The following is a 23,993-nucleotide window of genomic DNA, read 5'->3' as shown; positions in this document are numbered from 1 at the left end:
ATGCCTGACATCGAGGTCGCGGGTCACGAGGTCCGCGTCACCAGCCCCGACAAGGTGGTCTTCCCGCAGTCCGGCCACACCAAGCTCGACCTGATCCGCTTCTACCAGGCCGTGGGGGAGGCGGCGCTGCGGGGCGTCCACGGGCGGCCGATGGTGCTCAAGCGGTTCGTGCACGGCATCGAGCAGGAGGCGTTCTTCCAGAAGCGCGCCCCGGCCAAGCGGCCCGACTGGATCGAGGTGGCCGAGCTGAAATACCGCTCCGGGCTGAGCGCGGAGGAGGTCGTCTGCACCGACCTGGCCCAGCTGCTGTGGGTGGTCAACCTCGGGTGCGTCGACCTCAACCCCCATCCGGTGCGCGCCGACGACCTGTCCAGGCCCGACGAGCTGCGCATCGACCTCGACCCGGTGCCGGGCGTCGAGTGGGCCGACGTGCTGGCCACCGCGCAGGTGGCGCGCGAGGTCCTGGCCGACCACGGGCTGGTCGCCTGGCCCAAGACGTCCGGTTCGCGAGGGTTCCACGTCTACGCCCGCATCGAGCGGCGCTGGCCGTTCGCCAAGGTGCGCAAGGCGGCCGAGACGGTGGCCCGCGAGGTCGAGCGGCGCGCGCCCGAGCTGGCCACCAGCCGGTGGTGGAAGGAGGAGCGGCACGGCGTGTTCGTCGACTTCAACCAGAACGCCTACGACCGCACCGTGGCCTCCGCCTACTCCGTGCGGGCCGTGCCCGACGCCCGGGTCTCGACGCCGCTGACCTGGGACGAGGTGCCCGGCTGCCGCCCCGAGACGTTCACGATCGACACCGTGGCCAAGCGGCTGGCCGAGGCCGGCGACCCGTGGGAGGACATGGACCTGCACCCGGGCTCGCTCGACGGGCTCTTGGCGCTGGCCGAGGAGCTTGGGCCCGCGCCCAAGCCACCCAAGGGCACGGGGGGCAGGCAGCAGACCATGCCCGTCATCGAGATCGCGCGGGCGGAGCACAAGGAGGAGGCGCTGGCCGGGTTCGAGCGGTGGAAGGCCCGCCACCCGGCGGTCGCCGCCCAGCTGGAGCCCGCCGACGTGCTGGTCGACGGCATGCGGGGGCGCAGCAGCGTGTGGTATCGCATCCGGGTCAACCTCCAGCACGTGCCGGAGGCCGAGCGGCCGCCGCAGGAGCCGCTGGAGGTCGACTACGACCCCTGGCGCGGCGCCGGGCCCGCAGAACGCTGAGCGCGCGCCGGGCACCAGGAGCGCTGAGCGCGCGCCGGGTCCCCGGAGCGTTGAGCGCGCTCCGGGGGAGACGCGTCAGCGGCCGGAGATCAGGTTCGCCAGCCGCGCGAACGGCGACGTCGTGGTGCCGTGGTCGTTCTCCTGCCGGTCGGCGGCGCGGAAGAGCGCGTAGATGAGCTGCACCCCCGTCCACCGCAGCGGCTCGGGCTCCCACTGGCGCACCTGGCGGCCCACCCAGGGCAGGGCCGTCAGCTCGGTGTCCTGGCGCAGCACCAGGTCGCGCAGGGTGCGGCCGGCCAGGTTCGTGGTGGTGACGCCGCTGCCGACGTAGCCGCCCGCCCAGCCGAGGCCGGTCGCGTGGTCCAGGTGCACGGTCGAGCACCAGTCGCGCGGCACGCCCAGCACGCCGCACCAGGAGTGCTGGATCCGCGCGTCCGCCGCCGCGGGGAAGAGCTTGACCAGCATCCGCCACAGCAGCGCGACCGTCTGCGGCTGCGTGGCGCCCCGCACGTCGGTACGCGAGCCGTACCGGTAGGGCACCCCCCGGCCGCCGATCGCGATGCGGTCGTCGGCGGTGCGCTGCGCGTAGATGTAGGCGTGCGCCTCGTCCCCGATCAGCTCGTTGCCCTGCCAGCCGATGTGCCGCCACACCTCGGGCGGCAGCGGCTCGGTGACGATCATGGAGCTGTTCATCGGCAGCCACTGCCGGTGCTGCCCGGCCAGCGAGGCGGTGAAGCCCTCCGTGGCGCGGATGACGTAGTCCGCCGTGACCGCCCCGCGCGTGGTGACCGCCGCCGCCTGGCTGCCGTCCCGCCGCGGGATGATCTTCGTGACCGTGGTGTCCTCGAAGATGTCCACCCCGAGCCGGGCGACCGCCTCGGCCAGGCCGACGGCCAGCTTGGCGGGCTGGATGCGGGCGCAGTGCGGCGAGTAGGTGGCCTCCAGGGTGCCCGCCACCTGCACGCGCTCGCGCTGCTCGTCGCGGTCCATCAGCCGCAGGTCGCCCTCTCCGTACCCCCAGGTACGCAGGTCATCGAGCTCAGCGCGCAGCCGGCGCCGCTGGGCCGGGTTCGTCGCGACGTGGATGAGGCCGCCCTTGTGGATGTCGGCGTCGATGGCCTCCTCGCGGGTCACCTCGATGACCTCGTCCACGGCGTCGAACATCGCGTGCTGCAGGTCGATCATCGCCTGCCGGCCGCGGGCCTTGGCGTGCCGCTTGCGCGACCCGGCGAACTCCGCCGACAGCCACCCGCCGTTGCGCCCCGACGCGCCGAACCCGGCGAACTCCTTCTCCAGGATCGCGATCCGCAGCCCCGGCTCGGCCTTCTTCAGGTAGTACGCGGTCCACAGGCCGGTGTAGCCGCCGCCGACGATGGCCACGTCGTACGAGCGCGGCCCCGGCAGCGGGGGACGCCGGTCCGGCAGGCCGATCTGCCGGTACCAGAACGAGACGCCGCCGTTGGCGAAGTCCTTGGTGAGCGGGATGCCTTTCACGTGAGCACAGCCTCCACATCGGGCGAGTCGGGCAGCAGGACGGAGTCGGCGACGCGCCACGTGAGGGTGACCTCGTCGCCGCCACGGGCGTCGCTGAGGCTGCCGGCCTGCTCGCGCACCAGCGCGGACGAGCCGTCGGGCAGCCTCAGCTCCAGCTTCCTGCTGGAGCCCAGGTAAATCTCGCCGGTGACGGTGGCCGGCAGGGCGTTCCATTCCGAATCGGGGGAGAAACCCGCCTCCCGCACGGCCAGCCGCTCCGGGCGTACGACGAGCGCGCCCGCCTTCTCGGACAGCTCACCGGGCGCCCGCAGCAGCCGCGCGCACACGCCGATGCCGTCGGGCGTGACGTCGCCGCGCAGGATCGTCGACTCGCCGAGGAAGCGGGCCACGAACAGCGTGGCGGGCCGCTCGTACAGCTCCTCGGCGGGCCCGACCTGCTCGATGCGGCCGCGGTTGAAGACCGCGATCCGGTCCGACAGCACCAGCGCCTCGTCCTGGTCGTGCGTGACGTACACGAACGTGGTGCCGAGCTCGCCGTGGATGCGCTTGATCTCGAGCTGGAGCCAGTCGCGCAGCTTCTTGTCCAGCGCGCCCAGGGGCTCGTCCATCAGCAGCACGCGCGGGCTGTAGACGATGGCGCGGGCCACGGCCACGCGCTGCTGCTGGCCGCCGGACAGCTCGCGCGGGTAGCGGTGGCCGTACTCGCCGAGGTGGACGGTGGCCAGCGCGGCCGCGACCAGCTCGGCGCGGCGGGCCTTGGGCACCTTGCGCTGTTTGAGCGGGTACGCGATGTTCTCGGCGACCGTCATGTGCGGGAACAGGGCGTAGTGCTGGAAGACCATGCCCATGTCCCGTTTGTGGGCGGGCGTCGCGGCGATGGCGGTCCCGTCCACGGTCAGCTCGCCGCTGGTGGGGTGGTCGAAGCCGGCGATGATGTTCAGCGTGGTCGTCTTGCCCGAGCCGCTCGGCCCGAGCAGCGTGATGAACTCGCCCGGCTTGACCGACAGCGAGACGTCGTCCACGGCGACGAAGTCGCCGTAGCGCTTGGTCAGTCCGGTCAGCTCGATGCCGGCGCCGCGGGCGGCGAGATCGTTACTGGTGGGCACGTGACCTCCTGGCGACGAAGAAGGTGGCGATCAGGACGAGGCTCGTGGTCAGCACGATGATCATCGTGGCCGCCGCGGCGATGGTCGGGTCGGTCTCGCGGGTGACGCTCGCGTACATCTTCACCGGCAGGGTCTGCAGGTAGGGGCTCTGGATGAACAGCGAGACGACCACCTCGTCGAAGCTCGTGACGAACGCGAACAGCGCGCCCGCGGCCACACCGGGGGCCACCAGCGGCAGCGTCACGGTGCGGAAGGTGGTCCAGCGGCCCGCGCCCAGGCTGGCCGCCGCGCTCTCCAGCCGCCGGTCGAACCCGCTCAGCGACGCGGTCACCGGGATCATCACGAACGGCAGCGCCAGCACGGTGTGCGCCATGACGAAGCCCATGAGCGTCCCGACGAGCTGCAGCTTCAGGAACACGGCGTAGACGCCGATGGCCAGCACGACCCCGGGCACGATCATCGGGGCCAGCATCGACCCCTGGACCAGCGCGAGCCCGCGCATCTTGGCCCGGGTCAGGCCGAGCGCCGCCGCCGTGCCGAGCGTGGTGGCGACGACGGTGACCAGCAGGCCCACCTCGAGCGAGGTCCACAGGGCCGACATCCAGGCCGGGTCGCTGAAGAAGTGCTCGTACCAGCGGGTGGACCAGCCGTCCGGCGGGAACTTGAGCGACGCCTTCGAGGTGAAGCTGAGCGGCACCACGATCAGCGCGGGGGCCACCAGCCAGACGCCGACCAGCGCGCAGAACGCCCACAGCGCCCCGCGTCCCACCCGGGCGCTCATCCGGTCACCTTCTTCCCTGCGCGGCGCAGCGTGACCGCCAGCAGCGCGATCATGGCCAGCGTGAGCCCGAGCAGGACCACGCCCATGGCGCCGCCGCGCCCCCATTTCAGCAGGCCGTTGACCTGCGTGAAGATCTGCTGGGAGAGCAGCGCGTCGGTGGGGGAGCCGAGCAGCGCGGGCGTGACGTAGAACCCGAGCGCGCTGATGAACACGGTCAGGCACCCCGCCGACACCCCGGGCAGCGACAGCGGCACGTAGACGTCGATGAACGCCTTGACGGGCCGCGCTCCCATGCTGCCCGCCGCGGTGAGCAGCCGCCGGTCGATCCCGCTCATCACCGCGTAGAGCGGCAGCACCATGAACGGCATCAGCAGCTGCACCATCCCGATCACGACGCCCGTCTGGGTGCGGATCAGGCTGAACGGACCCAGCCCGATGGTCCCGAGCAGGTCGTTCACCACGCCGGTGTCCTGCAGCAGGATCACCCACGCGAAGGTCCGCACCATCAGGCTGGTCCAGAACGGCACCAGCACCAGCAGCGTCAGCACGGCCCTGGCCCGCGTGCCGGCGATCGTCATGGCGTACGCGTACGGGTACGACAGGATCAGCGCGACCACCGTCACCCACAGGGCGGTGGTGAACGTGCGCCCGAGCACCCGCAGGTTCTGGGACTCGCTGAAGAACCAGGTGAAGTTCCCGAGACCCGGCACCGGGTCGGTGAACGCGCTGATCACCATCGAGATCAGCGGAAACAGGAAGAAGACGGCGAGCGCCACCAGCGCCGGCAGGACCAGGAGCGCCGGGCGGCGCTCAGGGTCCGCCGGCTGCCTGGCGGCGGCGGGCGGGGCGACCGCCTGCAGGGTGGAGGCCATCCGCGATCAGCCGCCGAGCCAGGCCGACCACTTCTCGATCATCTCCGGCTGGTGTTCGGCCCACCACTTGGAGTCGATCTTGAGTGCCTTCTCCGGGACGCCCGGAGCGGTGGTCAGGAACGCCTGGCCGGTCTGGTCGAGGCTCGGCTTGGCGTCGGTGTTGATCGGCGAGTACGAGGTCAGCTCCGTCAGCTTCGCCTGCTGCTGAGCGCCCAGGTAGTAGTTGATCAGCGCCATCGACGCCTTCGGGTTCTTGGCGTTCTTCGGCACGGCCAGCGAGTCCATGATCGGCATCCACTGGTCCCAGGCGATCTGGAACGGCGCGCCGTTCTTGACGGCGGCGTAGGCCCGGCCGCTCCAGACCATCCCCATGTCCACCTCGCCGGACTCCAGCAGCTGCTGGGCCTCCGCGCCGGTCTTCCAGAAGACCAGGTTGGAGCGGACCGACTGCAGCTTCTTGGTCGCCCGGTCGACGTCCAGCGGGTAGAGCTGGTCGGGCGCCACGCCGTCGGCGATCAGCGCGCCCTCGAACGGGCCGGGCGCCGAGTCGCCGGGGTTGCCGGAGATGGCGCGCTTGCCGGGGAACTTCGTCGTGTCGAAGAAGTCCTTCCAGCCCTTGGGCGGGTTGGCGCCGAACTTGTCCTTGTTGTAGACGAGCACCATGCCGTACTGCATCGCGGGGACGGTGCACTGGCCGGACAGGCCCTCGGGGACCTTGGACTTGTCGATGATCGCGTAGTCCAGCGGCTGGAGCAGCTTGCCGCACTGGGCCTCGGCCCAGATGGAGTCGGAGTCGATCACGTCCCAGGTGACGTTGGAGGAGTCGACCTGGGCCTTGATCTTGGCGTAGTCGGTCGGGCCGTCCTGGAGGATCTTGGCGCCCGACTCCTGGGCGAACGGGTCCACCGCCGCCTTCTGCTGGCCCTCCTGGTAGACGCCTCCGTAGGAGACGAAGGTCATGTTGAGGCCGCTCAGGGCGTCCTTCTTGATCGTGCCCGACTTGGCGGGCCCCGACCCGAGATCGATCGAGGCGGGCGCCGCCGAGCCGGCTCCGCAGGCGGTCGCGAGCAGGAGCGAAGCCGCGACGCCGGCCATGGCGGCCAGTCGCGCTGGGTGCTTCGGCATGGGTTACCCCCTTGTTGCAGGTATAGCTGGGGTTCAGGAGGATGTAGTAGGTGGAGCGACCACCCAGAGGACCTCGGCGGTCTCGTCACTCTCGTTGACGATCCGGTGGGGGACCGACGTGCGGTACTCCACGCTGTCCCCGGGCTCCAGCACGTGTGCGGCGGCAGAGCCGTTGGGTCCGAGCCAGAGAGTGATCCGCCCCCGGATGACCAGGAAGATCTCCTGGGAGTCGCCGTGGGTGTACGGTTCGTCCCCGGTGGACGAGCCCGGATCGAATTCCCCGGCGTACACCTCCACGTTCTGGAGCGGGCGCTGGGAGATCAGGAACTTGCGCGTGCCGGGAGCCGTGTGCAGCTCCGGACGCGCGTCGCGGCGCACCACCCGGTGGCCGACCTCGTCCTCCTCGTTGAACAGATCCGCGACCGTGAGCCCGAGAGCCGAGGCGATTCGCCTGAGCATCCCGATGCTGGAGCTGGTCTGCCCGCGCTCCAGCTGGCTGATGAAGCTCGCGCTCGCCCTGGCCTCCGCCGCGAGTGCGCGCACGGTCATGCGGCGCATGTTGCGGTAGGCGCGGATTCGCGCACCCAAGCGGGCGTTCTCCGACTCCGTCATCGAACCTCTCGATTGGCTGCACTGAACAAGTTGTTAAGTGGCAATGAAAGGACCGTACATAGGTAGCCGAATGCCCATCAAGGGGGCGTTACGTAACGACTACGTAAAGGAGTCAGCCGCGCGTGGGGCGCTCGTAGCCCTCGTCGCCTCCGTAGACGTGCAGGTCGGGGTCCTGCTCCGGCTGGGTGGCGGGGCTGGTGGGCGAGGCGGTGTGCTCCGAGGCGAAGTCGTCGGAAACCTCGGCCTGCGGCGGGAAGAGGTGGTCGTGCCAGGTGATCCGGCCCTTGGGCTCGGCGTCGGTCAGCAGCTCGCCGGCGCGCTGGGCCGCGTACAGGCTGCCGGGGAAGCGCACGGGCAGGCAGGGGCGGTGCAGGCCCTTGGCCTCCAGCCAGGTTCTGACCAGTTCGTCCGTGTTGATCACCTGGGGGCCGCCGTACTCGATCTCGTCCATCGCGGGGCCCGCGGCGATCAGCTCGTTGAGGCGGGCCGCGACCTCGCCCGTGTGGACCGGCTGCCAGGGCATCGAGCGGTCCACGGCGAGCACGGGGAGCGACTCGAAGTCGCTCAGCCGCCGGTCGAGCGTCTGCTGGAAGTGGGTGGAACGGAGGATCGTCCAGCCCAGCTCGCTCTCCGAGACCAGCCGTTCGGCCTCCAGCTTGTGCCGGAGGTGGCCGCTGGCCACGCTGCCGGCCCCGACGCACGAGGCGTACAGCAGGTGCGGGTACCCCGCCTGGCGGGCGGCGGCGACCAGCTTGCGCGTCCCGGTCACGTCCACGGCGCCGCGGCCCTTGCGGCCGCCGGTGGCCAGGTGCGCGATGACGTCCACGTCGCGTACGGCCTCCGCGAGGCCGTTGCCGGAGACGAGGTCGCCCCACATCCACTCGACGTTCCCGCGGGTCTCGCGCTTGGTGCGGCTCAGCGCCCGCACCCGGTGGCCCGACCTGAGCAGCGCGGGCACCAGGGCGCCGCCCAGCGTGCCCGTTGCTCCCGTGACCAGAATGCGCATGACGCCCCTCTACCCGCGAATGCCTAGAAATGACAAGGAATCGGGTAAAGGCGTCTGCGACCCGCGGAGCGGGGTAGTGCGGCTCCCATGGCTCGAATCGCAGCGGAATCCCTGGTAGAGCGGCTCGCCGAGTGGGGTGTCGACACCGTTTTCGGCATGCCGGGCGACGGCATCAACGGCATCATGGAAGGGCTGCGGCGCCACCGTGACCGGGTGCGCTTCGTCCTCGTCCATCACGAGGAGGCGGCCGCCTTCATGGCCACCGGCTACGCCAAGGCCACCGGCCGGATCGGCGTGTGCCTGGCCACCTCGGGGCCCGGCGGCATCCACCTGCTCAACGGCCTCTACGACGCCAAGCTGGACCACGTGCCCGTGCTGGCGATCACGGGCATGCAGGAGACGTCCGTGCTGGGGACCGGCTACCAGCAGGAGGTGCACCTCGACCGGTTGTACGAGGACGTGGCCGAGTACAACATGATGATCACCAACCCGGCGCAGCTGCCCTCGCTGGTGGACCTGGCGATCAGGACCGCCTATGCGCGGCGCGGGGTCGCCCATCTCACCCTGCCCAACGACCTGCAGGTGGCCGAGGCGGGGATGGCCCCGTACCGGGCCGTGACCCCGGCGCGGCTGCCGGAGACCGCGGCCCTCTACCTGCGCCCGTCCGGCCTTCCGCGCCAGGAGGACATCGAGTGGGCGGCCGAGGTGCTCAACAACGCCCGGCGCCCCGCCATGCTCGTCGGGCAGGGGGCGCTGCACGCCCGGCAGGAGGTGCTGGCCGTGGCCGAGGCGCTCGGCGCGCCCGTGGCCAAGACGCTGCCCGGCAAGGCGGTCATCCCGGACGACTCGCCGTACACGACGGGCGGGATCGGGCTGCTCGGCACCCGGCCGAGCGAGGAGCTGATGGACGAGGCCGACGTGCTCTTCATGGTCGGCACGAACTTCCCCTACTCCAAGTTCCTGCCGGAGCGGGCGCGGGTGGTGCAGTTCGAGGCGGACCCGACCAGGGCGGGGGCGCGGATCGCGACCGACGTGCCCGTGGTGTGCGACGCGAAGGAGGGGCTGCGGGCGCTGCTGCCGCTGCTCACCGCCCGGGACCGCACCGCCCACCTGCGGAAATATCAGGAAATGATGGTCAAGTGGCGGGCCGACATGGACGCTCTGGAGAACCCGGACCGGGCTCCCATCGCGCCCCAGTACGTCGTGTCCATCGTGGACGAGCTCGCCACCGACGACGCCATCATGACCTGCGACAGCGGCACCATCGCCACCTGGGCCGCCCGGCACTGGACGATCCGCGGCGAGCGCCAGTTCTACCTGTCCGGGACGCTGGCGACGATGGCGCCGGGGCTCCCGTACGCCATCGCCATGCAGCACGCCTACCCGGGACGGCAGGTCATCGCGTACGTCGGCGACGGCGGGTTCACGATGCTGATGGGCGAGTTCCTGACGGCGGTCCAGCAGCGGCTGCCGGTCAAGGTGATCATCAACAACAACAACTCGCTCGGGCAGATCCTGTGGGAGCAGATGGTGCTCGGCTACCCGGAGCACGGGGTGCGCTTCCCCGAGCCGGAGGCCGACTTCTCGGCCTGGGCGAGGTCGTGCGGCGGGTTCGGGGCCAAGGTCACCAAGTCGGAGGACGTCGCCATGGCGATCGGCCAGGCGCTCGCGCACGACGGCCCGGCGCTGGTGGACGTGGACGTGAACCCGAACGAGCCGCCCATGCCGGCCAAGGTCACCTACGAGCAGGCGAAGAGCTTCGCGCAGGCGTTCCTCAAGGGGCAGCCGCACAAGGCGGCCATCGCCACGACCCTGTTCAAGGACCGGATCCAGCGGCTGGGGGAATAGCCGCCGCGATCGCCGCCGCGGTGCTCAGCAGGGGGTCGATCAGCCGGGGCAGCTCGCGGGCGCGCCGCGAGGACAGCACGATGCCCAGGGCCGCCACGGGCCGCCCGTCCACCAGGATCGGCGCCGCCGCCGAGCAGGTGCCCAGGGTCATCTCCTCGTACGTCAGCGCGTACCCCTGGGCCCGCACGACGGCCAGCTCCCTGGCCAGCCGGCCCGGCTCGGTGATCGTGTGCGGGGTGGGCCGTTCGAGCTTGCGCGCGAGATAGGACTTCACGAACCAGTCCGGCTCGTACGCCAGCAGCGCCTTGCCCACGCCCGTCGGGTGCATCGGCAGCCGGCCGCCCGTCCGCGACACGATCGGCACCGCCCGCCGGCCGTACACCTTGTCCACGTACAGCACCTCGAGCCCGTCGCGCACGGCCAGGTGCACGTTCTCGCGCGTGGTCGCGAACAGCTCCTGCAGCCACGGATGGGCCAGGTCGTGGAGCCGGCCGGGCGCGAGCTGGCCCAGCTCCCACAGCCGCAGCCCGACCCGCAGCCGCCCGTCGGGCGCGCGGCTCAGCGCCTGCCACTCCTCCAGCTCGGCGACCAGCCGGTGCGTCGTGCTCAGCGGCAGCCCGCTGCGCCGGGCCACGTCGGTCAGCGTGAGCTGCGGATGGGCGGAGTCGAACGCGCCCAGGATGGCCAGCACCTTGGACGTCACCGAGCGCCCGCCCTCCCGGGCCCCGCCTGCCATGCGCCCAATCCTGCACGGTTCTTCCACTGAGCGGAAGGGACATCTCGGCTGAACAGGGGTCGAGGCAGGATGCTTCCCTCATGCGAACTCAGGTCGGGATCATCGGGGCGGGCCCCGCCGGGCTGCTCCTTTCCCACTTGCTCCACCTGCGCGGCATCTCCTCCGTGGTGCTGGAGAAGCGCAGCCGCGACTACGTCGAGCGGCGGGTGCGGGCCGGGGTGCTGGAGCAGGGCACGGTGGACACGCTGGTCGAGGCGGGCGTCGGCGAGCGCCTGCTGCGCGAGGGGCTGCCGCACCACGGCATCGAGCTCAGGTACGGCGGCGCGGGCCACCGCATCGCGTTCGAGAAGCTCGTGCCGGGCAGGTCCATCACCGTGTACGGGCAGCAGGAGGTGGTCAAGGACCTGATCGCGGCCAGGCTGGCGGCGGGCGGCGACATCAGGTTCGAGGTCACGGACGTGGAGGCGCACTCGCTGGAGTCCGATCCCTACCTGACTTTCGGCGGCGAGCGGCTCGACTGCGACGTGATCGCCGGGTGCGACGGCTTCCACGGCGTGTCCAGGCCGGCCATCCCCGAGGGCGTTCTGAGCGTTTACGAGCGGGACTATCCCTTCGCCTGGCTGGGCATCCTGGCCAGGGTGGCGCCCTCGTCGGAAGAGCTGATCTACACCAGGACCGAGCGCGGCTTCGCCCTGCACAGCATGCGCTCGCCCACCGTCAGCCGCTTCTACCTGCAGGTCCCGGCGGACGCGCGGGTCGAGGACTGGCCGGACGAGCGGATCTGGGACGAGCTGAAGGCCCGGCTGGAGAGCGTGCCCGGCTTCACGCTGACGACCGGCGAGATCATGGAGAAGGGCGTCACGCCGATGCGGGCGTTCGTGGCCGAGCCCATGCAGTACGGGCGGCTCTACCTCGCCGGCGACGCCGCCCACATCGTGCCGCCGACCGGTGCCAAGGGGCTCAACCTGGCCGTGGCCGACGTCCGCGTGCTGACCGAGGCGCTGGCCGCGTACTTCGCCGACGGCTCGACCGGGCTGCTCGACGGCTACTCCGACGCGTGCCTGAAGCGGGTGTGGCGGGCGCAGCACTTCTCGTGGTGGATGACGACGCTGCTGCACACGTTCGAGGACGAGGACCCGTACGCGCGGCGGCTGCAGCTGTCGTACCTGGACTACGTGACCTCGTCGGAGGCGGCGGCGACCACCCTGGCCGAGAACTACGTGGGCCTGCCGTGAATGATGGCCTGACTGAGGAGGTGGACCGCGTGGGTTCTGACGGCGGCTTGCTCGCCCCGGTCTGGGCGGGGACGCGGGCGGAGGCGATCACCTCGGACGCGGCCTGGCTGCGGGCCATGCTGGAGGCCGAGGGGGCGCTCGCCCGCGCCCAGGCACGGCTGGAGCTCATCCCTTCGGAGGCGGCCGCGGCCATCGACAGGACGGCCGCCACGCTGGTGCTCGACCCGGCCGACCTGGCCCGGCGGGCCCGCCAGTCGGCCAACCCGGTCGTGCCCCTGGTGGCCGACCTGCGGCGGGCCGTGCCGGGCGCGGCGTCGTCCGTGCACCGGGGGGCGACCAGCCAGGACATCCTGGACAGCGCCGCCATGCTGGTGGCCACGCGGGCGATCCGCGGCATCGTGGGCGATCTGAGCGCGATCATGCGGGATCTCGGCGAGCTGGCCGAGCGGCACCGGGACACGGTGATGGCCGCGCGGACGCTGGGGCAGCAGGCGGTGCCGACCACGTTCGGGCTGAAGGCGGCGGGGTGGCTGGCCGGTCTCATGCGCGCCCGCGCCCGCCTCCGGGAGCTGCGGCTGCCGGCCCAGCTGGGCGGCGCGGCCGGCACCCTGGCCGCGTTCGCCGAGCACGCGGGCGCGCGGGGTGCCGATGCGGGCACGGCGCTGCTGCTGGCCGAGGTGTTCGCCGAGGAGATCGGGCTGGCGGCGCCCCCGATGCCGTGGCACGCGGAGCGCTCTCCCGTCACCGAGCTCGGCGCGGCGCTCACCGCCACGGCCCGCGCGCTCGGCAAACCGGCCACCGACATCGTCCTCATGGCCCAGACCGAGGTGGGGGAGGTGGCCGAGTCGTCGGCCGGCTCCTCGTCGGCCATGCCGCAGAAACGCAATCCCGCCCTGTCCGTCCTGGTCCGGTCGGCCGCGTTCCAGGTGCCCGCGTACGCGCAGATCCTCGGGCAGATCGGCGAGCACGAGCGGGCCGCGGGTGCCTGGCAGGCGGAGTGGCTGCCCCTGCGCGAGGCGCTGCGCCTGACGGGCGGCGCGGCCGAGACCGCCGCCGAGCTGGTGGCCGGGCTGCGGGTCTTCCCCGACCGGATGCGGGCCAACGCCGAGCTGACCGGCGGCCGGCTGCTCGCCGAGCGCCTGGCCGCCCACCTCGACCGCAAGGCGCTCGACGAGGCGCTGTCCGCCGAGGGTCCGCTGGAGGACCACGCCGAACTGCTCGATCCTGCGGCTTACCTGGGGGCGGCCCCCGAGCTCGTTGATCGCATCCTCGCCACCTACCGGGAGCAACCGTGAAACTCCACCACCGCATCGACGGCCCGGCCGGCGCGCCGCTGCTGGTGCTCGGGCCCTCGCTCGGCACCACGATGGAGATCTGGCAGCCCCAGCTCCCCGCGCTCACCGAGTCCTGGCGGGTCCTCAGGTACGACCTGCCGGGCCACGGCGGCTCGGCCCCGGCCGCGGCCGGGTTCACCGTCGACGACCTGGCGCGGGCCGTGCTGGAGCTCGTCGGGGACGAGCGGTTCGCGGTCGGCGGCGTCTCGCTCGGCGGCGCGATCGCCACCACCGTCGCCGTCAAAGCGGGCAACCGGGTGCGCAGCCTGGTGCTGTGCTGCACGTCGGCCAGGTTCGGCGAGCCGGGGCCGTGGCTGGAGCGGGCGGCGCTGGTGCGCGGCGAGGGCCTCGCGGCGCTCGTGCCGACGCTGAAGGCCCGCTGGTTCACCCCCGGCTTCGACGGCCAGGGGGTGTTCGACCGGTTCGTGGAGGTGGACGCCGAGTCGTACGCGGCCTGCTGCGAGGCCATCGCCGCCTTCGACCTGACCGGCCGCCTGGGGGAGATCGCCGCGCCCACGCTGGTGATCGCCGGCTCCGAGGATCCGGCCACGCCGCTCGACCACGCGCTCACGCTGGCCGGCGACATCCCGGGCGCGTCCCTGACGGTGGTGCCCAGGGCCTCGCACCTGGCCAACGTGGAGCGCCCCGACGCGGTGACCGCCGCCGTCCTGGGCCACCTGCGCAGCGACGAGTCCGCCGAGGACGCCTTCGCGGCGGGCATGCGGACCAGGCGGGAGGTGCTCGGGGACGCGCACGTCGATCGGGCGGTCGCCGCCACCACCGACTTCACCCGCGATTTCCAGGAGCTGATCACCCGCTACGCCTGGAACGACATCTGGAACCGGCCCGGCCTGGACCGGCGCGCCCGCAGCTGCGTCACGCTCACCGCGCTCGTGGCCAGGGGGCAGATGGAGGAGCTCGCCATGCACGTCCGCGCGGCTTTGCGAAACGGGCTCACGCGCGAGGAGATCAAGGAGGTGCTGCTCCAGACGGCCGTCTACTGCGGGGTTCCGGCCGCCAACGCCGCCTTCGCGGTGGCCCGCCGCACGCTCGCCGACATCGACGCGGAGGCCCGCTGACCTTGGGAGATGCTTTAAGGTTGTTTGGTGGTCTTTGAGGAGGGTTGGGCGGTTTCGCCCCTGCGCTGGCTGATGAACACGCTGGGCGACGCCCAGCTCGCCCGGATGGACGGCGACCCCGGCCTGGTCGCCGCGGTCGACCAGCATGCGGCGGTGCTGCGCGACGCCATCCCGCTGGACCGGGAGACCCTGGGCGACTACCTGCTGGGCTTCCTCGACGAGCTGCGGGAGCGCGCCTGGGTCTTCACCGGCGAGCCGGATGCGGCGGCGCTCCGGCTGACGGCGGTCTGCTGGCTGGCCCGCGAAGCGGGTTTCCTGGAAGACGGCCTCCCCGCCTGACCGCCCGGCCCGGGTCAGGCGGGCGGACGGCTCAGTCCGGAGGCATCTCGGAGCGCGGCGGGGTGCTCGGCGGAGTGGTCGGAGCACCCGGAGCTCCCGGGGTCGCCGGGGTGGTGCTTACAGGCTCCCCTGTCATCGTGCGGGCGTCCTCACGCCCTCGCTGGTACGCCTCCGCGTGCGCCCTGGCCTGCGGGGCCTCCCGCTCGATCCGGCTCAGCCAGCGCTCCCAGCGCTGCTGCATCGGGCGGACGAGCCCGCCGCCGATGCCGATCGCCACGATCGCGCCGACGGTGGCGAGGACCGTGACCAGCACCGGAGTCGTGACCGTGGTGGCCACCCCGATCTGGTTGAGCGCGGCGATGATGCCCAGCGCCCAGATGAAGACCGCCGCGGCGGTCGCCACCCAGCGACCGTAGGTGAGCCCGCCGAGCGCGCCGGCGATGATGTCCCTGACTCCCATGGCGATCGCGCCCGCCACCACGATGATCACGATGGCGACCAGGGCCGAGGGCAGCCAGCCCACCACGCTGTTCAGCATCGACGAGATCGGGTTCGGCCCGAACACGCTGAAGGCCAGCTGAAGGGTGACCAGCAGGATCGCATAGTAGACGATCTTGGCGAGCAGGCTCCGGGCGGTGTACTTGCTCTGTTCCAGCCAGCGCCGCACGCCGCTGCGCTCCACCGCCCGGTCGAAGCCGACGCGCTCGAGCACCTTGTCGACGATCTTCTGCAGCGCCTTGGCCACGATCCATCCGATGATGAGGATGACCAGGAACGCGACAAGCTTCGGAACGAACGTCGCTATCTGCCGCCAGGCATCCGTGATGCCCTGGCCTATGTTGATGTCCACGGTTTCCTCCTGTGAGGAGCCACTGCAACGGCGCTACCCGTACAAAAACTGTGTATGCACACAGAGCAGTCGAAACTTCGCATAAGGCGACATTTCGGACATATTCTCCCAGGCTAAGATGATCGACATGCATCGCAGCCGGGTCTATGCCCTTCTGATCGACACCCCCGCCTCCGAGGCCGAGCAGGCGTCGGCGTTCTGGGCTGCGGCGCTGGGGGTCAGCGCGCGCCCGCTTCCCGGGTACGAGCAGTTCACCTCGTTGCACGGTGCCGTTCCCGGCCTCGACGTGGCGGTCCAGGCGGTGGACGACGCGCCGAGATTCCATCTCGACATCGAGACCGACGACGTCGAGGCCGAGACCCGGCGGCTGCTGGCGCTCGGCGCGACGGAGGTGTCGCGGTGGCAGGAGTGCCGCATCCTGCGGGCCCCCGGCGGGCACCTGCTCTGCGTGCTGCCCGCGGAGAGCGACCGGTTCGAGGCGGAGGCGAGGACCTGGCCCTGACCCCCGGTCAGGGTAGGTGCGGCGGGCCCCCTGATTGCCCGACAGGAAGCCGGAATTTCTCGGCGAGGCGAGGCGATGCGATGCGATGCGAGGCCGGCTGGGATCGGCGAAGCGGTCACGCTGGCGCCCGTGGCGGGAGCCTCGGTTGGGATCGTCTCTGGTCTCTTTGCGAAGGTGTGGCTCAAGGACACGCCTGGACGTGCCCATCTCGGTCTCCGAGGAGAAACTCCATCCGGCGCTCATCCCGTCCGAAAGGAGATCATTTTTGGTGCCCGGTTCGGCCTTCCGGTCGGGTCCGTAAGCAAGGCCCGGCCGAATATGGTTCGTCCCGGCCGTTGGGCGACAGATAGGGTTTCTGCCGTGCAGGACGAGGTCTACCACTACAACGAGGACCGCTGGGAAGCCCTTGTGGAGGCGGACGCGTTGTTCACCCGTCCCATGCTCGACCTGGACGCGGAGAAGGCCCAGGCCTATCTGGGTCTGGAGAGGCTGGGTGTCGACGGCGACCTGGCGGGCCGGAAGGTGCTCTGCCTGGCGGGAGGAGGCGGGCAGCAGTCGGCGGCCTTCGCTCTGCTCGGAGCCGACGTGACGGTTCTCGACATCTCGTCCGGGCAGTTGGAGCGGGACCGCTTGGCCGCCGAGCACTACGGCGTCGGCATCCGCACGATCCAAGGGGACATGCGGGACCTGTCGGCCCTCGACGACTCCTCGTTCGATCTGGTCTGGCATCCGTACTCGCTGACCTTCGTCCCGGACTCCCGGATCGTCTTCCGCGAGGTCGCGAGAGTCGTCGACGAAGGCGGCTTTTACTACCTGATGTGTGCCAACCCGTTCTTCTCCGGGCTCACGCACCACTCGTGGAACGGGGAGGGCTACACGCTGAAGCACTCCTACACGGACGAGGCCGCGACCAGCTATCCCGACCAGGCCTGGGTCTACGACCGCGAGCAGGCCAGCCGTCGAATCCACGAACCCAGGGAGTACAGGCAGACGCTGAGCCGGATAGTCAACAGCCTGATCCGGGAAGGCTTCACGCTGACGTTCCTTTCTGAGGTCAGCGGTGACTACCCCGGTGCCGAACAGGGCAGTTGGGCGCACTTCACAGGGGTGGCCCCGCCGTGGCTGGAATTCGTCTGGCAGTACTGCGCGGCGTCCTCGTAGGTGACGACGTCCGGGGGCACGGGTGACCGCGGCCGACCCGCCTGCGACTGCGAGCACATCGCGCCGACCGTGCCCGAGGCCCGCCGCCCGCTCGCGCTGCTCATCCTCCCGGCGCCCTCCAACCGAAGAGGTCCTGCGCCGGTCCCAGAGAGGGGCCGTGAACTGGGTCAGCGGGTGAGGCGGTTGCCTCAGCTGCCAGGTGGCGGCGGTCCCACGGTCAGGTCCCAGATTTTGCGCGCGTCACGGACGAACCGGCCTGCGTACCCAGCTTGTCGGCCCACACCACCCCACTGACCGAGCGCGCGGGCGGCCCTCGCATCGTCCCATCGACGAAGGCTCGTCAGTGGTGGTGGCCCTGCCGGCCGAGGGTCTGCACGGGGGTCGCGCCGGGTCGGGTCCACTGCGGCACGGGGCGGCTGGTCGGGCCCCAGACGGCGTTCCCGTCCGCGTCCGAGCGCCAGCTCCAGGACGGGCTGCGCCCCTCGGGGCGGCCCTCGGGGTTGTCCTCCCACGCCTCGCCGCGGCCGTAGGGCGTCATGTCGAGCAGGCCCAAGGACCCACTGACCCGCTCGTTGCCACGGCCCGTCGTGGAGTAGGTGAGGAACGCGCGGTCGCCGTCGCGCAGGAAGCAGGTGAGGTAACCCATGCTGCCGCCGACCGGCTCCTCCACGCCGCGCACCGAGTACCAGGGCTGGGTGTAGCCCATGAACTCGACGTATGAGGCCACCTCGTCCCACCGGCCCGTGGTCAGGATGGCGAACGAGACGCCGCGGGCGTTGAGGTAGACGGCGTCCTTCAGGTGCCAGGCCGTGGTGGTGCAGCCCTCGCACTGCCCCTGGTGCGGCGCGCCGTCGTACCACATGTGCTTGTAGACCACGAGCTCGTCGCGGCCCTGGAACAGGTCCAGGAACGGGATCGGGCCGTCAGGTCCGACGACCTCGACCGTCCCGTCGAGCTCCACCATCGGCAGCCGGCGGCGGGCCGCGGCGATGGCGTCGCCCTCGCGGGTGTGGGCCTTCTCGCGGACCAGAAGCTCGTCACGGGCGGCCTGCCAGGTGGCCAGGTCGACGATGGGCGGGCGGCCGGGCAGCGCGGTGGTCGGGTCACTCGGCGTGGTCGTCATGGGGTTCTCCGTGGTATCTCGTGCCGGGCGCGTCGTAAGACGCCCTACGACGGTCACCAGAACAGACCCGCGACCAGGCCGGAACTCATCGCGGCAGGGGCGTCCGGGGCCGAATCCGGCTCACAGAATCGAACACTCACTCAGAAGTCAGCGCGCACCCATGCTCACCGGAACAGTAAGAAACCCCGGATGCTGGTCGCACCCGGGGCCTTCTTATGGTGGTGGACGATACTGGGATTGAACCAGTGACCTCTTCCGTGTCAGGGAAGCGCTCTCCCGCTGAGCTAATCGTCCATATTGAGTTAGAGAAACTCAGAGCGGAAGACGGGATTCGAACCCGCGACCCTCACCTTGGCAAGGTGATGCTCTACCACTGAGCCACTTCCGCGTGGCGCTGCCTTTACTTTAGCGGATCCCGAGGGGTCCGCCGGTCGCCGAGGTGGAGACGGGATTTGAACCCGTGTAGACGGCTTTGCAGGCCGCTGCCTCGCCTCTCGGCCACTCCACCCTGGAGTCTTGCTCCGAGCGGAAGACGGGATTCGAACCCGCGACCCTCACCTTGGCAAGGTGATGCTCTACCACTGAGCCACTTCCGCGTTAACCCCGGGCGACGTGCGCCGGGGTACGGGAAAACCATATCGTCTTCCTGGAGTGCCCGTGCGCACTGAGTAGCCTGCGGGGCGAAATTCAGCGGATCAGGCGCACGTCCTTGGCCATGACGAACATCATCCGGTGACCGAGCTGGATCTGGTAGTAGCGGGTTTGTCCGGTTGTGGTGACGTGTTTGGCCGGGCTGAAGGCGCCCGCGGAGTAGTAGGAGCCGGTGATCGTGTCACCCACCGTGTACGTCTGGTCTGGGCCGATCTTGTACTGGAGCGGGGCCAGCGGCTGGTACGACGCCAGCTTGTAGGCGGACTGCTCGGGGAACGCGCGGCCGTACACCCTGGTCCTCGGCCTGAGAGGAGTCACCAGCGGGCCCCTGGCGGGGACGGCGGTGGGGTCGGAGGGCGGGTTGTGGAACCAGGCCTTCTGGCCGAGGTACCAGATGGCCGTCCAGTCGTCCTGCCGGTCCGCCACCGCGAAGCGCTGGCCGGTGGAGGCGCGGGCGCTGTGGTCGTACACGCTGTACGTGCTGGGCTTGCCCGGATGTTTGCCCTGGTCGTTGACCAGAGGGGACGACTCGCGCGGCTCCTGGTGCAGCCAGACCGTGGCGGCGCCGTGCGCCGGGCACGCCTTGTCCGGCTTGACGGCGACGCAGCCGGTGAAGCGGGGCCGGTTGGTGTCGTACGAGGGGCGGATCATGATGGAGTTACCGCTCTGCACCCCCTTGAGCGGCTTGCCCAGCAGGTCGAAGTAGTGGGACCAGTCCCAGTACGGTCCGGGGTCCTCGTGCATGCCCGCGACCATCTTCGGGGTGGTGCCGGGGACGTTGTCGTGGCCGAGGATGTGCGCCCGGTTGAGCGGGATGCGGTATTTGCCGGCCAGGTACCTGACCAGCTTGGCCGACGAACGGTACATCGCCTCCGTGTACCAGGTGCCCTTGGCCAGGTAGCCCTCGTGCTCGATCCCGATCGAACGGGTGTTGACGTCCCAGTTGCCCGCGTGCCAGGCGATGTCGTTGGTCGCCACGTGCTGGGCGACATGTCCGTCTCGGGAGCGGATCGTGTAGTGCCAGCTCACGTACCTCGGGTTGCGGATCAAGGACGGGATGCCCTGGTAGGAGCCCTCCGTGTCGTGAATGACGATGTAGTCGACGGAACGGGACCGGCTCAGGCGGTCGTGGTTGCCGTAGTCCCGGTTCTTCTTCCTGCCGAAGCGCTCGTGGGCGGCGGGGATCCATTCGCAGGAGAGCGAACTGGGGCACTCCACCTGCCCGCCGTTTCCGGTCTTCTCCACGTTGCCGGGCTCTGTCCAGTTCTCGTCAGAGTCGGTCTGATCGTCCGTCCCGGTCTCCTCCCCGAAGAAGGTGTCGTACTGGTCGTCGTACGGGGGCGGTGGGTCGTTGTCGGTCTGCTCGTTGACCACGGGCGGCGCGGCGGCGGAGTCCTTGGCGGTTGCGGGGTCCTTGGCGGTTGCGGGGTCCTTGGCGGTGGCGGCGACGGGGTGGGGGAGGTTGGGCACGGGTACGAGGCGTACCAGGTGGCCGTCGTCGGTACGCCGCCGCGCGCCCTCCCGCATCACCGAGAACACCTCGTCGGCGAACTCACGTGCCGCGGCCGCGTCCTCCGCGCCCGAGTAGCGGGCGACGGCCGCGTACCAGTCGGCCGGGTTGCCGCTCGGGCGGTCCTGGTACGAGGCAAGGAGGGCGGCGCCGCCCCTGATGTTGGCGGCCGGGTCGGTGCGCAGCCGGGCGGGGTCCGCGCCGATGAGGCGCCCGGCCTCGGGCAGCGTGGTGGGCGGCGGCGCCGCGCTCAGCGCCGACGCGGGAGGGGCTTCGGCGAACGTACGGGCCAGCGGGCGGGCGTCGTCCCCCCTGGCGTCGCCGAGCGCGTCACCGATCGGCCACGCGTGCCCGCCCCCGGTCGAGAAGGCATGCGTGTCCTGGGCGGCGGCGCTCAAGGGGCTGAGCGTGTCGGCGGGGAACGCGTCCACCAGGTGCATCGGCCCGTAGCCGCCCGCCGTGCTCGGCGACCCGCCGTTCGCGTCCCAGCGGGACTCCAGGTACGAGACGCCGAGCAGCACGCTCTCCGGCACCCCGAACTCCCGGGCGGCCGCGGCGAACTCGGCCTGCCGCCCGGAAGGGTTCGCGGGTCCGGGCACACCCCAAGGGAAGAGGCCGGGTGGGCCCGTGAGGGCAGGAGCGGTCCGGTGGCCGGAGCTCGCGAGGGCGAGGCCGGGCGGTCGCGCTGGGGCAGAGCCGGATGCGGGCATGTCCGCGGGCGCGGTGAACGTGCCGGCGGTCAGGGCGGCGGCGAGCCAGAGGCGCATGACATCTCCCCCAGGAAGGTCACGATACGACTACTCACCGTAACCTTTCCCAGAAAGGGATGGGTCAGACGGGTCGGATGATACGCATGAGATCCGCCAGATCGGCTGCGAACTCGGCATCCCAGTCATCGGGCGTCAGATGCCCGGCCAAACGGCGGTGGGCGGGCGCGTCGGCGCCGCGGCTGAGCCTGATGTCCCGGGAGGCGTCGGAGAAGCGTCCACTCACCTCGGAGAGCGCGAACCCCATCACGAACGTGCTCACCAGCCGCTCGATCCGGGGGACGTCGGTCTCCGGCACGCCCGCGTCGAGCAGCGCCTGGTAGAGCTGGTCGACCACCTGGACCCCGTCGGGCGTCGCCGAGGTGCGCAGCAGCAGGAGCGGGAAGACCGACGGGTGCTCGCGGGCCAGCCGCCGGGTGGCCCAGGCGATCGCACCCAGGCGCTCCTGCCAGGTCTGGCCGGGATCGCCGGGCGCGAGCCGGTCGAGCAGGCGGCCGACGAGGCCGTCGAGCAGCTCATCCTTGTTCCGGAAATATCCGTACAGGGCCATGGGTGTTACTCCGACCCGCTCGGCGACGGCCCGCATGGACAGGGCTTCGAGGCCGCGCTCGTCGGCGATGGCGAGGGCCGCGTCGAGGATTTCCGGCTGCCGGGAGGTCTTGAGCTTCCGCACCGCGTCAGTCTACAGTGTAGAGCAGTCTACATCGTAGACTGGGAAGGGGCATGGGCTGATGGCGCGCACGAGCGGGCTGGTGGAGGCGGCCGGGCTGGTCAAGCGGTACGGCGACGTCGCCGCGCTGGACGGCTTCGACCTGCGGGTGGAGCCGGGCGAGATCGTCGGGCTGGTCGGCCACAACGGCGCGGGCAAGACGACGTTCTTCGAGATCGCCGCGGGATTGGCACGCCCGGACGCCGGGCGTGTCGCGGTGCGGGGCGAGGTGGGGATGGCGCCCCAGCAGCTCGCCCTCTACCCCAGCGTCACCGTACGGGAGACGTTGCGGCTGTTCGGCGGGCTGGCCGGGCTGCGGCGGCGCGCGCTGGCCGGGGCCGTCGAAGCCGTGGCGGAGGAACTGGCGCTGACCGGGGTGCTCGACCGGCGGGTGAGCGTGCTCTCCGGCGGCCAGCAGCGCCGCGCGCAGGCGGCCACCGCCCTCCTGCCCGACCCGGACGTGCTCCTGCTCGACGAGCCCACGGCGGGCGCCGACCCCGAGACCCGCACCGCCCTCCTGGCGGCGGTGCGCCGCAGGGCGGACGGCGGCGCGGCGGTCGTCTACTGCACGCACTACCTCCCCGAGCTCACCGAGCTGAAGGCCACGATCGCCGTCGCGCGGAGCGGGCGGGTGATCGCCAGGGGCACGGGCGCCGAGCTGCTCAAGGGGCTGCCTGGCGAGGTCCGCGTCACCCTGGACGACGACGAGATCACGGTCGCGACCACCGACCCCACCGCCACCCTGGCCGCCCTGCTGCGCGACCTCGACCGCCCGGTGCGCGGCATCGACATCCGCCAGCCGTCGCTCGACGACCTCTACGAAGATCTCCGAAAGGAGCCCGCGGATGCCGCGTGAGACGATGCACCGCATCGCCGTGCTGGCCGCGCACAACGTGCTCCTGCGCCGGCGCGACCCGGCCCACCTGGTCAGCTACCTGGTCATGCCCATGGTCCTCATGCTCGTCTTCAAGTCGATGCTGCGCGAGCCCGCCCAGGTCGTGACGGGCCTGCTGGTCATGTTCTCGGTGCTGTCGATGGCCGATGTGGCCACGGCCGGCCTCGCCGAACGCACCTGGCACACCTGGGACCGCCTCAGGACCACCAGGGCCCGCGTCCCGGAGATCATGATCGGCAAGGCCCTGCCGGTGTTCGCCGTGCTGGTCCTCCAGCAGGTCGTGCTGCTCGCGTACGGGATGATCGTGGTGGGGCTGCGGCCGGTCGGGACGGCGTGGCCGCCGGCCCTGGCCCTGGCCGTGGCGGCGTGGTGCTTCGCGCTGCTCGGCGTCGGCACGGCCCTGGCCGGGGTGGTGCGCAGCCAGGGGGAGCTGAGCACGCTCTGCAACATCGCGGCGCTGTCGGTCAGCGCGCTGGGCGGCGCGCTGGTGCCGTACGCGATGATGCCCGCCTGGGCGCAGGCGATCGCGCCGATCTCGCCCGGATACTGGGCGACCACCATGCTCCAGGCCGCCGTCAGGGGCGACGTCGCGGGCACGGCCCGCCCCGCGACCGTCCTCGTCGGCCTCGGTCTCGCCGCCGGAGCCTTCGCCTGGTGGCGCTTCGGCAGGGGCTGGGGCCGCGGCAGCCTGCTCTAGACAGGCGTTCGAGTTAATTCCTGCCCGATTTCGGGCAGGAAGTTGAAGTGTCTCGTTCCAGATGCGTAATGTCCTCGTCTGTGTCCCCGGCACGACATCCCTACGAAGACCTCATCGTCCACCTCACCGAGACGAGCCCGCTGGGCCCGGGTGAGGCGGCGAAGGTGATCGCCGACGTGCTGTCGTACTTCTCCGAGTCCGTCGAGGAGTACGTCCGCCGCCGGCACGCCGAGCTGAAAACGGTCGGCCACACCAACGACGAGATCTTCCCCAGGATCGCCGCCGAATTACGCGGTCGGCGGGTCGCGGCACCGGAGCTGTCCCTGCGGCAGCTGCGCAGGATCGTCTACGGATGAAG

General features: G+C 71.1%; 23 protein-coding genes and 4 tRNA genes. 11 read left to right on the top strand and 16 right to left on the bottom strand.

What is annotated here, in order from left to right; translation table 11 throughout:
* Positions 1-1,203 (top strand): non-homologous end-joining DNA ligase, encoded by a 1,203-nt coding sequence (gene ligD / locus AB0L65_RS00335; protein WP_364239054.1) that lies wholly within the window; start codon positions 1-3, stop codon positions 1,201-1,203.
* A 75-nt stretch (positions 1,204-1,278) separates the two neighbouring features.
* Here the strand turns inward: ligD and AB0L65_RS00330 are convergent, their stop codons facing one another.
* The 7 genes from AB0L65_RS00330 to AB0L65_RS00300 form a co-directional block, all read right to left on the bottom strand.
* Positions 1,279-2,697, bottom strand: coding sequence for an FAD-binding oxidoreductase (locus tag AB0L65_RS00330; protein ID WP_364239053.1), 1,419 nt, complete (start codon positions 2,695-2,697; stop codon positions 1,279-1,281).
* Positions 2,694-3,803, bottom strand: a complete 1,110-nt coding sequence (locus AB0L65_RS00325; RefSeq protein ID WP_364239052.1) for an ABC transporter ATP-binding protein — start codon at positions 3,801-3,803, stop codon at positions 2,694-2,696. Before AB0L65_RS00325 ends, AB0L65_RS00330 begins: the two co-directional genes overlap by 4 nt.
* Positions 3,790-4,584 (bottom strand): ABC transporter permease, encoded by a 795-nt coding sequence (locus AB0L65_RS00320; protein ID WP_364239051.1) that lies wholly within the window; start codon positions 4,582-4,584, stop codon positions 3,790-3,792. Before AB0L65_RS00320 ends, AB0L65_RS00325 begins: the two co-directional genes overlap by 14 nt.
* Positions 4,581-5,456 carry an ABC transporter permease gene (locus AB0L65_RS00315; protein ID WP_364239050.1) on the bottom strand — a complete coding sequence of 292 codons (876 nt, stop codon included), beginning with the start codon at positions 5,454-5,456 and terminating at the stop codon, positions 4,581-4,583. The genes AB0L65_RS00320 and AB0L65_RS00315 overlap by 4 nt, the downstream gene beginning before the upstream one ends.
* Positions 5,457-5,462: 6 nt before the next feature.
* Positions 5,463-6,581: an ABC transporter substrate-binding protein gene (locus AB0L65_RS00310; protein ID WP_364239049.1), complete on the bottom strand. Its 1,119-nt coding sequence runs from the start codon at positions 6,579-6,581 to the stop codon at positions 5,463-5,465.
* 33 nt (positions 6,582-6,614) lie between these two features.
* Positions 6,615-7,193, bottom strand: coding sequence for a cupin domain-containing protein (locus tag AB0L65_RS00305; protein ID WP_319711353.1), 579 nt, complete (start codon positions 7,191-7,193; stop codon positions 6,615-6,617).
* A gap of 112 nt (positions 7,194-7,305) precedes the next feature.
* On the bottom strand, positions 7,306-8,199 hold the full coding sequence (locus AB0L65_RS00300; RefSeq protein WP_364239048.1) for an NAD(P)H-binding protein: 894 nt from the start codon (positions 8,197-8,199) through the stop codon (positions 7,306-7,308).
* A gap of 87 nt (positions 8,200-8,286) precedes the next feature.
* On the opposite strand from AB0L65_RS00300, the gene AB0L65_RS00295 reads away from it, so the two are divergent.
* The gene (locus tag AB0L65_RS00295; protein ID WP_364239047.1) at positions 8,287-10,047 is read left to right on the top strand and encodes a thiamine pyrophosphate-dependent enzyme; all 1,761 of its coding nucleotides are present in this window, start codon (positions 8,287-8,289) and stop codon (positions 10,045-10,047) included.
* Here the strand turns inward: AB0L65_RS00295 and AB0L65_RS00290 are convergent.
* A complete protein-coding gene (locus AB0L65_RS00290; RefSeq protein ID WP_364239046.1) occupies positions 10,016-10,783 on the bottom strand; it encodes an IclR family transcriptional regulator in 768 nt (255 codons plus the stop codon). The two genes, AB0L65_RS00295 and AB0L65_RS00290, sit on opposite strands and share 32 nt — an antisense overlap.
* A gap of 80 nt (positions 10,784-10,863) precedes the next feature.
* Here AB0L65_RS00290 and AB0L65_RS00285 point away from each other — a divergent pair, with 80 nt between their 5' ends.
* The 4 genes from AB0L65_RS00285 to AB0L65_RS00270 are packed head-to-tail and all read left to right on the top strand — an operon-like array spanning position 10,864 to position 14,770.
* Positions 10,864-12,018, top strand: coding sequence for a 4-hydroxybenzoate 3-monooxygenase (locus tag AB0L65_RS00285; protein WP_364239045.1), 1,155 nt, complete (start codon positions 10,864-10,866; stop codon positions 12,016-12,018).
* Positions 12,019-12,047: 29 nt separating this feature from the next.
* Positions 12,048-13,313, top strand: a complete 1,266-nt coding sequence (locus tag AB0L65_RS00280; protein WP_364239044.1) for a lyase family protein — start codon at positions 12,048-12,050, stop codon at positions 13,311-13,313.
* Positions 13,310-14,431 carry a 4-carboxymuconolactone decarboxylase gene (pcaC, locus tag AB0L65_RS00275; protein ID WP_364239043.1) on the top strand — a complete coding sequence of 374 codons (1,122 nt, stop codon included), beginning with the start codon at positions 13,310-13,312 and terminating at the stop codon, positions 14,429-14,431. Before AB0L65_RS00280 ends, pcaC begins: the two co-directional genes overlap by 4 nt.
* 27 nt (positions 14,432-14,458) lie before the next feature.
* Positions 14,459-14,770, top strand: a complete 312-nt coding sequence (locus AB0L65_RS00270) for a DUF6401 family natural product biosynthesis protein (RefSeq protein ID WP_364239042.1) — start codon at positions 14,459-14,461, stop codon at positions 14,768-14,770.
* Positions 14,771-14,801: 31 nt separating this feature from the next.
* Here AB0L65_RS00270 and AB0L65_RS00265 read toward each other — a convergent pair whose 3' ends face one another.
* Positions 14,802-15,620 (bottom strand): hypothetical protein, encoded by an 819-nt coding sequence (locus tag AB0L65_RS00265; protein ID WP_364239041.1) that lies wholly within the window; start codon positions 15,618-15,620, stop codon positions 14,802-14,804.
* A 127-nt stretch (positions 15,621-15,747) separates the two neighbouring features.
* Here AB0L65_RS00265 and AB0L65_RS00260 point away from each other — a divergent pair, with 127 nt between their 5' ends.
* Both AB0L65_RS00260 and AB0L65_RS00255 read left to right on the top strand, forming a co-directional pair.
* Complete coding sequence (locus tag AB0L65_RS00260; RefSeq protein ID WP_364239040.1) at positions 15,748-16,122, top strand: VOC family protein; 375 nt, start codon at positions 15,748-15,750, stop codon at positions 16,120-16,122.
* A gap of 360 nt (positions 16,123-16,482) precedes the next feature.
* Positions 16,483-17,283: a class I SAM-dependent methyltransferase gene (locus tag AB0L65_RS00255; RefSeq protein ID WP_364239039.1), complete on the top strand. Its 801-nt coding sequence runs from the start codon at positions 16,483-16,485 to the stop codon at positions 17,281-17,283.
* A gap of 340 nt (positions 17,284-17,623) precedes the next feature.
* Here AB0L65_RS00255 and AB0L65_RS00250 read toward each other — a convergent pair whose 3' ends face one another.
* The 7 genes from AB0L65_RS00250 to AB0L65_RS00220 form a co-directional block, all read right to left on the bottom strand.
* A complete protein-coding gene (locus tag AB0L65_RS00250) occupies positions 17,624-18,406 on the bottom strand; it encodes a DUF899 domain-containing protein (protein WP_364239038.1) in 783 nt (260 codons plus the stop codon).
* Positions 18,407-18,625: 219 nt separating this feature from the next.
* Positions 18,626-18,700: transfer RNA gene (locus AB0L65_RS00245), tRNA-Val, on the bottom strand.
* A 22-nt stretch (positions 18,701-18,722) separates the two neighbouring features.
* Positions 18,723-18,794 (bottom strand) — tRNA-Gly (locus AB0L65_RS00240).
* 49 nt (positions 18,795-18,843) lie between these two features.
* Positions 18,844-18,914, bottom strand: a tRNA-Cys gene (locus tag AB0L65_RS00235).
* 16 nt (positions 18,915-18,930) lie between these two features.
* Positions 18,931-19,002: transfer RNA gene (locus tag AB0L65_RS00230), tRNA-Gly, on the bottom strand.
* Positions 19,003-19,093: 91 nt separating this feature from the next.
* A complete protein-coding gene (locus AB0L65_RS00225; RefSeq protein WP_364239037.1) occupies positions 19,094-21,334 on the bottom strand; it encodes an N-acetylmuramoyl-L-alanine amidase in 2,241 nt (746 codons plus the stop codon).
* A gap of 64 nt (positions 21,335-21,398) precedes the next feature.
* Positions 21,399-22,007: a TetR/AcrR family transcriptional regulator gene (locus tag AB0L65_RS00220; RefSeq protein ID WP_364239036.1), complete on the bottom strand. Its 609-nt coding sequence runs from the start codon at positions 22,005-22,007 to the stop codon at positions 21,399-21,401.
* Positions 22,008-22,065: 58 nt separating this feature from the next.
* Here AB0L65_RS00220 and AB0L65_RS00215 point away from each other — a divergent pair, with 58 nt between their 5' ends.
* From AB0L65_RS00215 to AB0L65_RS00205, 3 genes are all read left to right on the top strand, one after another.
* Entirely contained in the window at positions 22,066-22,899 is an 834-nt protein-coding gene (locus AB0L65_RS00215) for an ABC transporter ATP-binding protein (RefSeq protein ID WP_364239035.1), read from the top strand.
* Complete coding sequence (locus AB0L65_RS00210) at positions 22,889-23,635, top strand: ABC transporter permease (protein WP_364239034.1); 747 nt, start codon at positions 22,889-22,891, stop codon at positions 23,633-23,635. The genes AB0L65_RS00215 and AB0L65_RS00210 overlap by 11 nt, the downstream gene beginning before the upstream one ends.
* A gap of 68 nt (positions 23,636-23,703) precedes the next feature.
* Positions 23,704-23,991: a hypothetical protein gene (locus AB0L65_RS00205; protein ID WP_350722054.1), complete on the top strand. Its 288-nt coding sequence runs from the start codon at positions 23,704-23,706 to the stop codon at positions 23,989-23,991.
* Positions 23,992-23,993: the final 2 nt, after the last annotated feature.

Source organism: Nonomuraea sp. NPDC052116, assembly GCF_040680035.1.
In the GTDB taxonomy this organism is placed as follows: domain Bacteria; phylum Actinomycetota; class Actinomycetes; order Streptosporangiales; family Streptosporangiaceae; genus Nonomuraea; species Nonomuraea angiospora_A.
The sequence above is the reverse complement of the archived record's forward strand: the minus strand, read 5'-3'. Positions and strand labels throughout refer to the sequence as shown.

Coding starts and splice junctions, on each gene's coding strand:
- AB0L65_RS00295 (WP_364239047.1), top strand. CDS start 8,287: ATGGCTCGAATCGCAGCGGAATCCCTGGTAGAGCGGCTCGCCGAGTGG.
- AB0L65_RS00315 (WP_364239050.1), bottom strand. CDS start 5,456: ATGGCCTCCACCCTGCAGGCGGTCGCCCCGCCCGCCGCCGCCAGGCAG.
- AB0L65_RS00290 (WP_364239046.1), bottom strand. CDS start 10,783: ATGGCAGGCGGGGCCCGGGAGGGCGGGCGCTCGGTGACGTCCAAGGTG.
- AB0L65_RS00285 (WP_364239045.1), top strand. CDS start 10,864: ATGCGAACTCAGGTCGGGATCATCGGGGCGGGCCCCGCCGGGCTGCTC.
- AB0L65_RS00305 (WP_319711353.1), bottom strand. CDS start 7,193: ATGACGGAGTCGGAGAACGCCCGCTTGGGTGCGCGAATCCGCGCCTAC.
- AB0L65_RS00300 (WP_364239048.1), bottom strand. CDS start 8,199: ATGCGCATTCTGGTCACGGGAGCAACGGGCACGCTGGGCGGCGCCCTG.
- ligD (WP_364239054.1), top strand. CDS start 1: ATGCCTGACATCGAGGTCGCGGGTCACGAGGTCCGCGTCACCAGCCCC.
- AB0L65_RS00260 (WP_364239040.1), top strand. CDS start 15,748: ATGCATCGCAGCCGGGTCTATGCCCTTCTGATCGACACCCCCGCCTCC.
- AB0L65_RS00225 (WP_364239037.1), bottom strand. CDS start 21,334: ATGCGCCTCTGGCTCGCCGCCGCCCTGACCGCCGGCACGTTCACCGCG.
- AB0L65_RS00250 (WP_364239038.1), bottom strand. CDS start 18,406: ATGACGACCACGCCGAGTGACCCGACCACCGCGCTGCCCGGCCGCCCG.
- AB0L65_RS00210 (WP_364239034.1), top strand. CDS start 22,889: ATGCCGCGTGAGACGATGCACCGCATCGCCGTGCTGGCCGCGCACAAC.
- AB0L65_RS00310 (WP_364239049.1), bottom strand. CDS start 6,581: ATGCCGAAGCACCCAGCGCGACTGGCCGCCATGGCCGGCGTCGCGGCT.
- AB0L65_RS00320 (WP_364239051.1), bottom strand. CDS start 4,584: ATGAGCGCCCGGGTGGGACGCGGGGCGCTGTGGGCGTTCTGCGCGCTG.
- AB0L65_RS00205 (WP_350722054.1), top strand. CDS start 23,704: ATGTCCTCGTCTGTGTCCCCGGCACGACATCCCTACGAAGACCTCATC.
- AB0L65_RS00215 (WP_364239035.1), top strand. CDS start 22,066: ATGGCGCGCACGAGCGGGCTGGTGGAGGCGGCCGGGCTGGTCAAGCGG.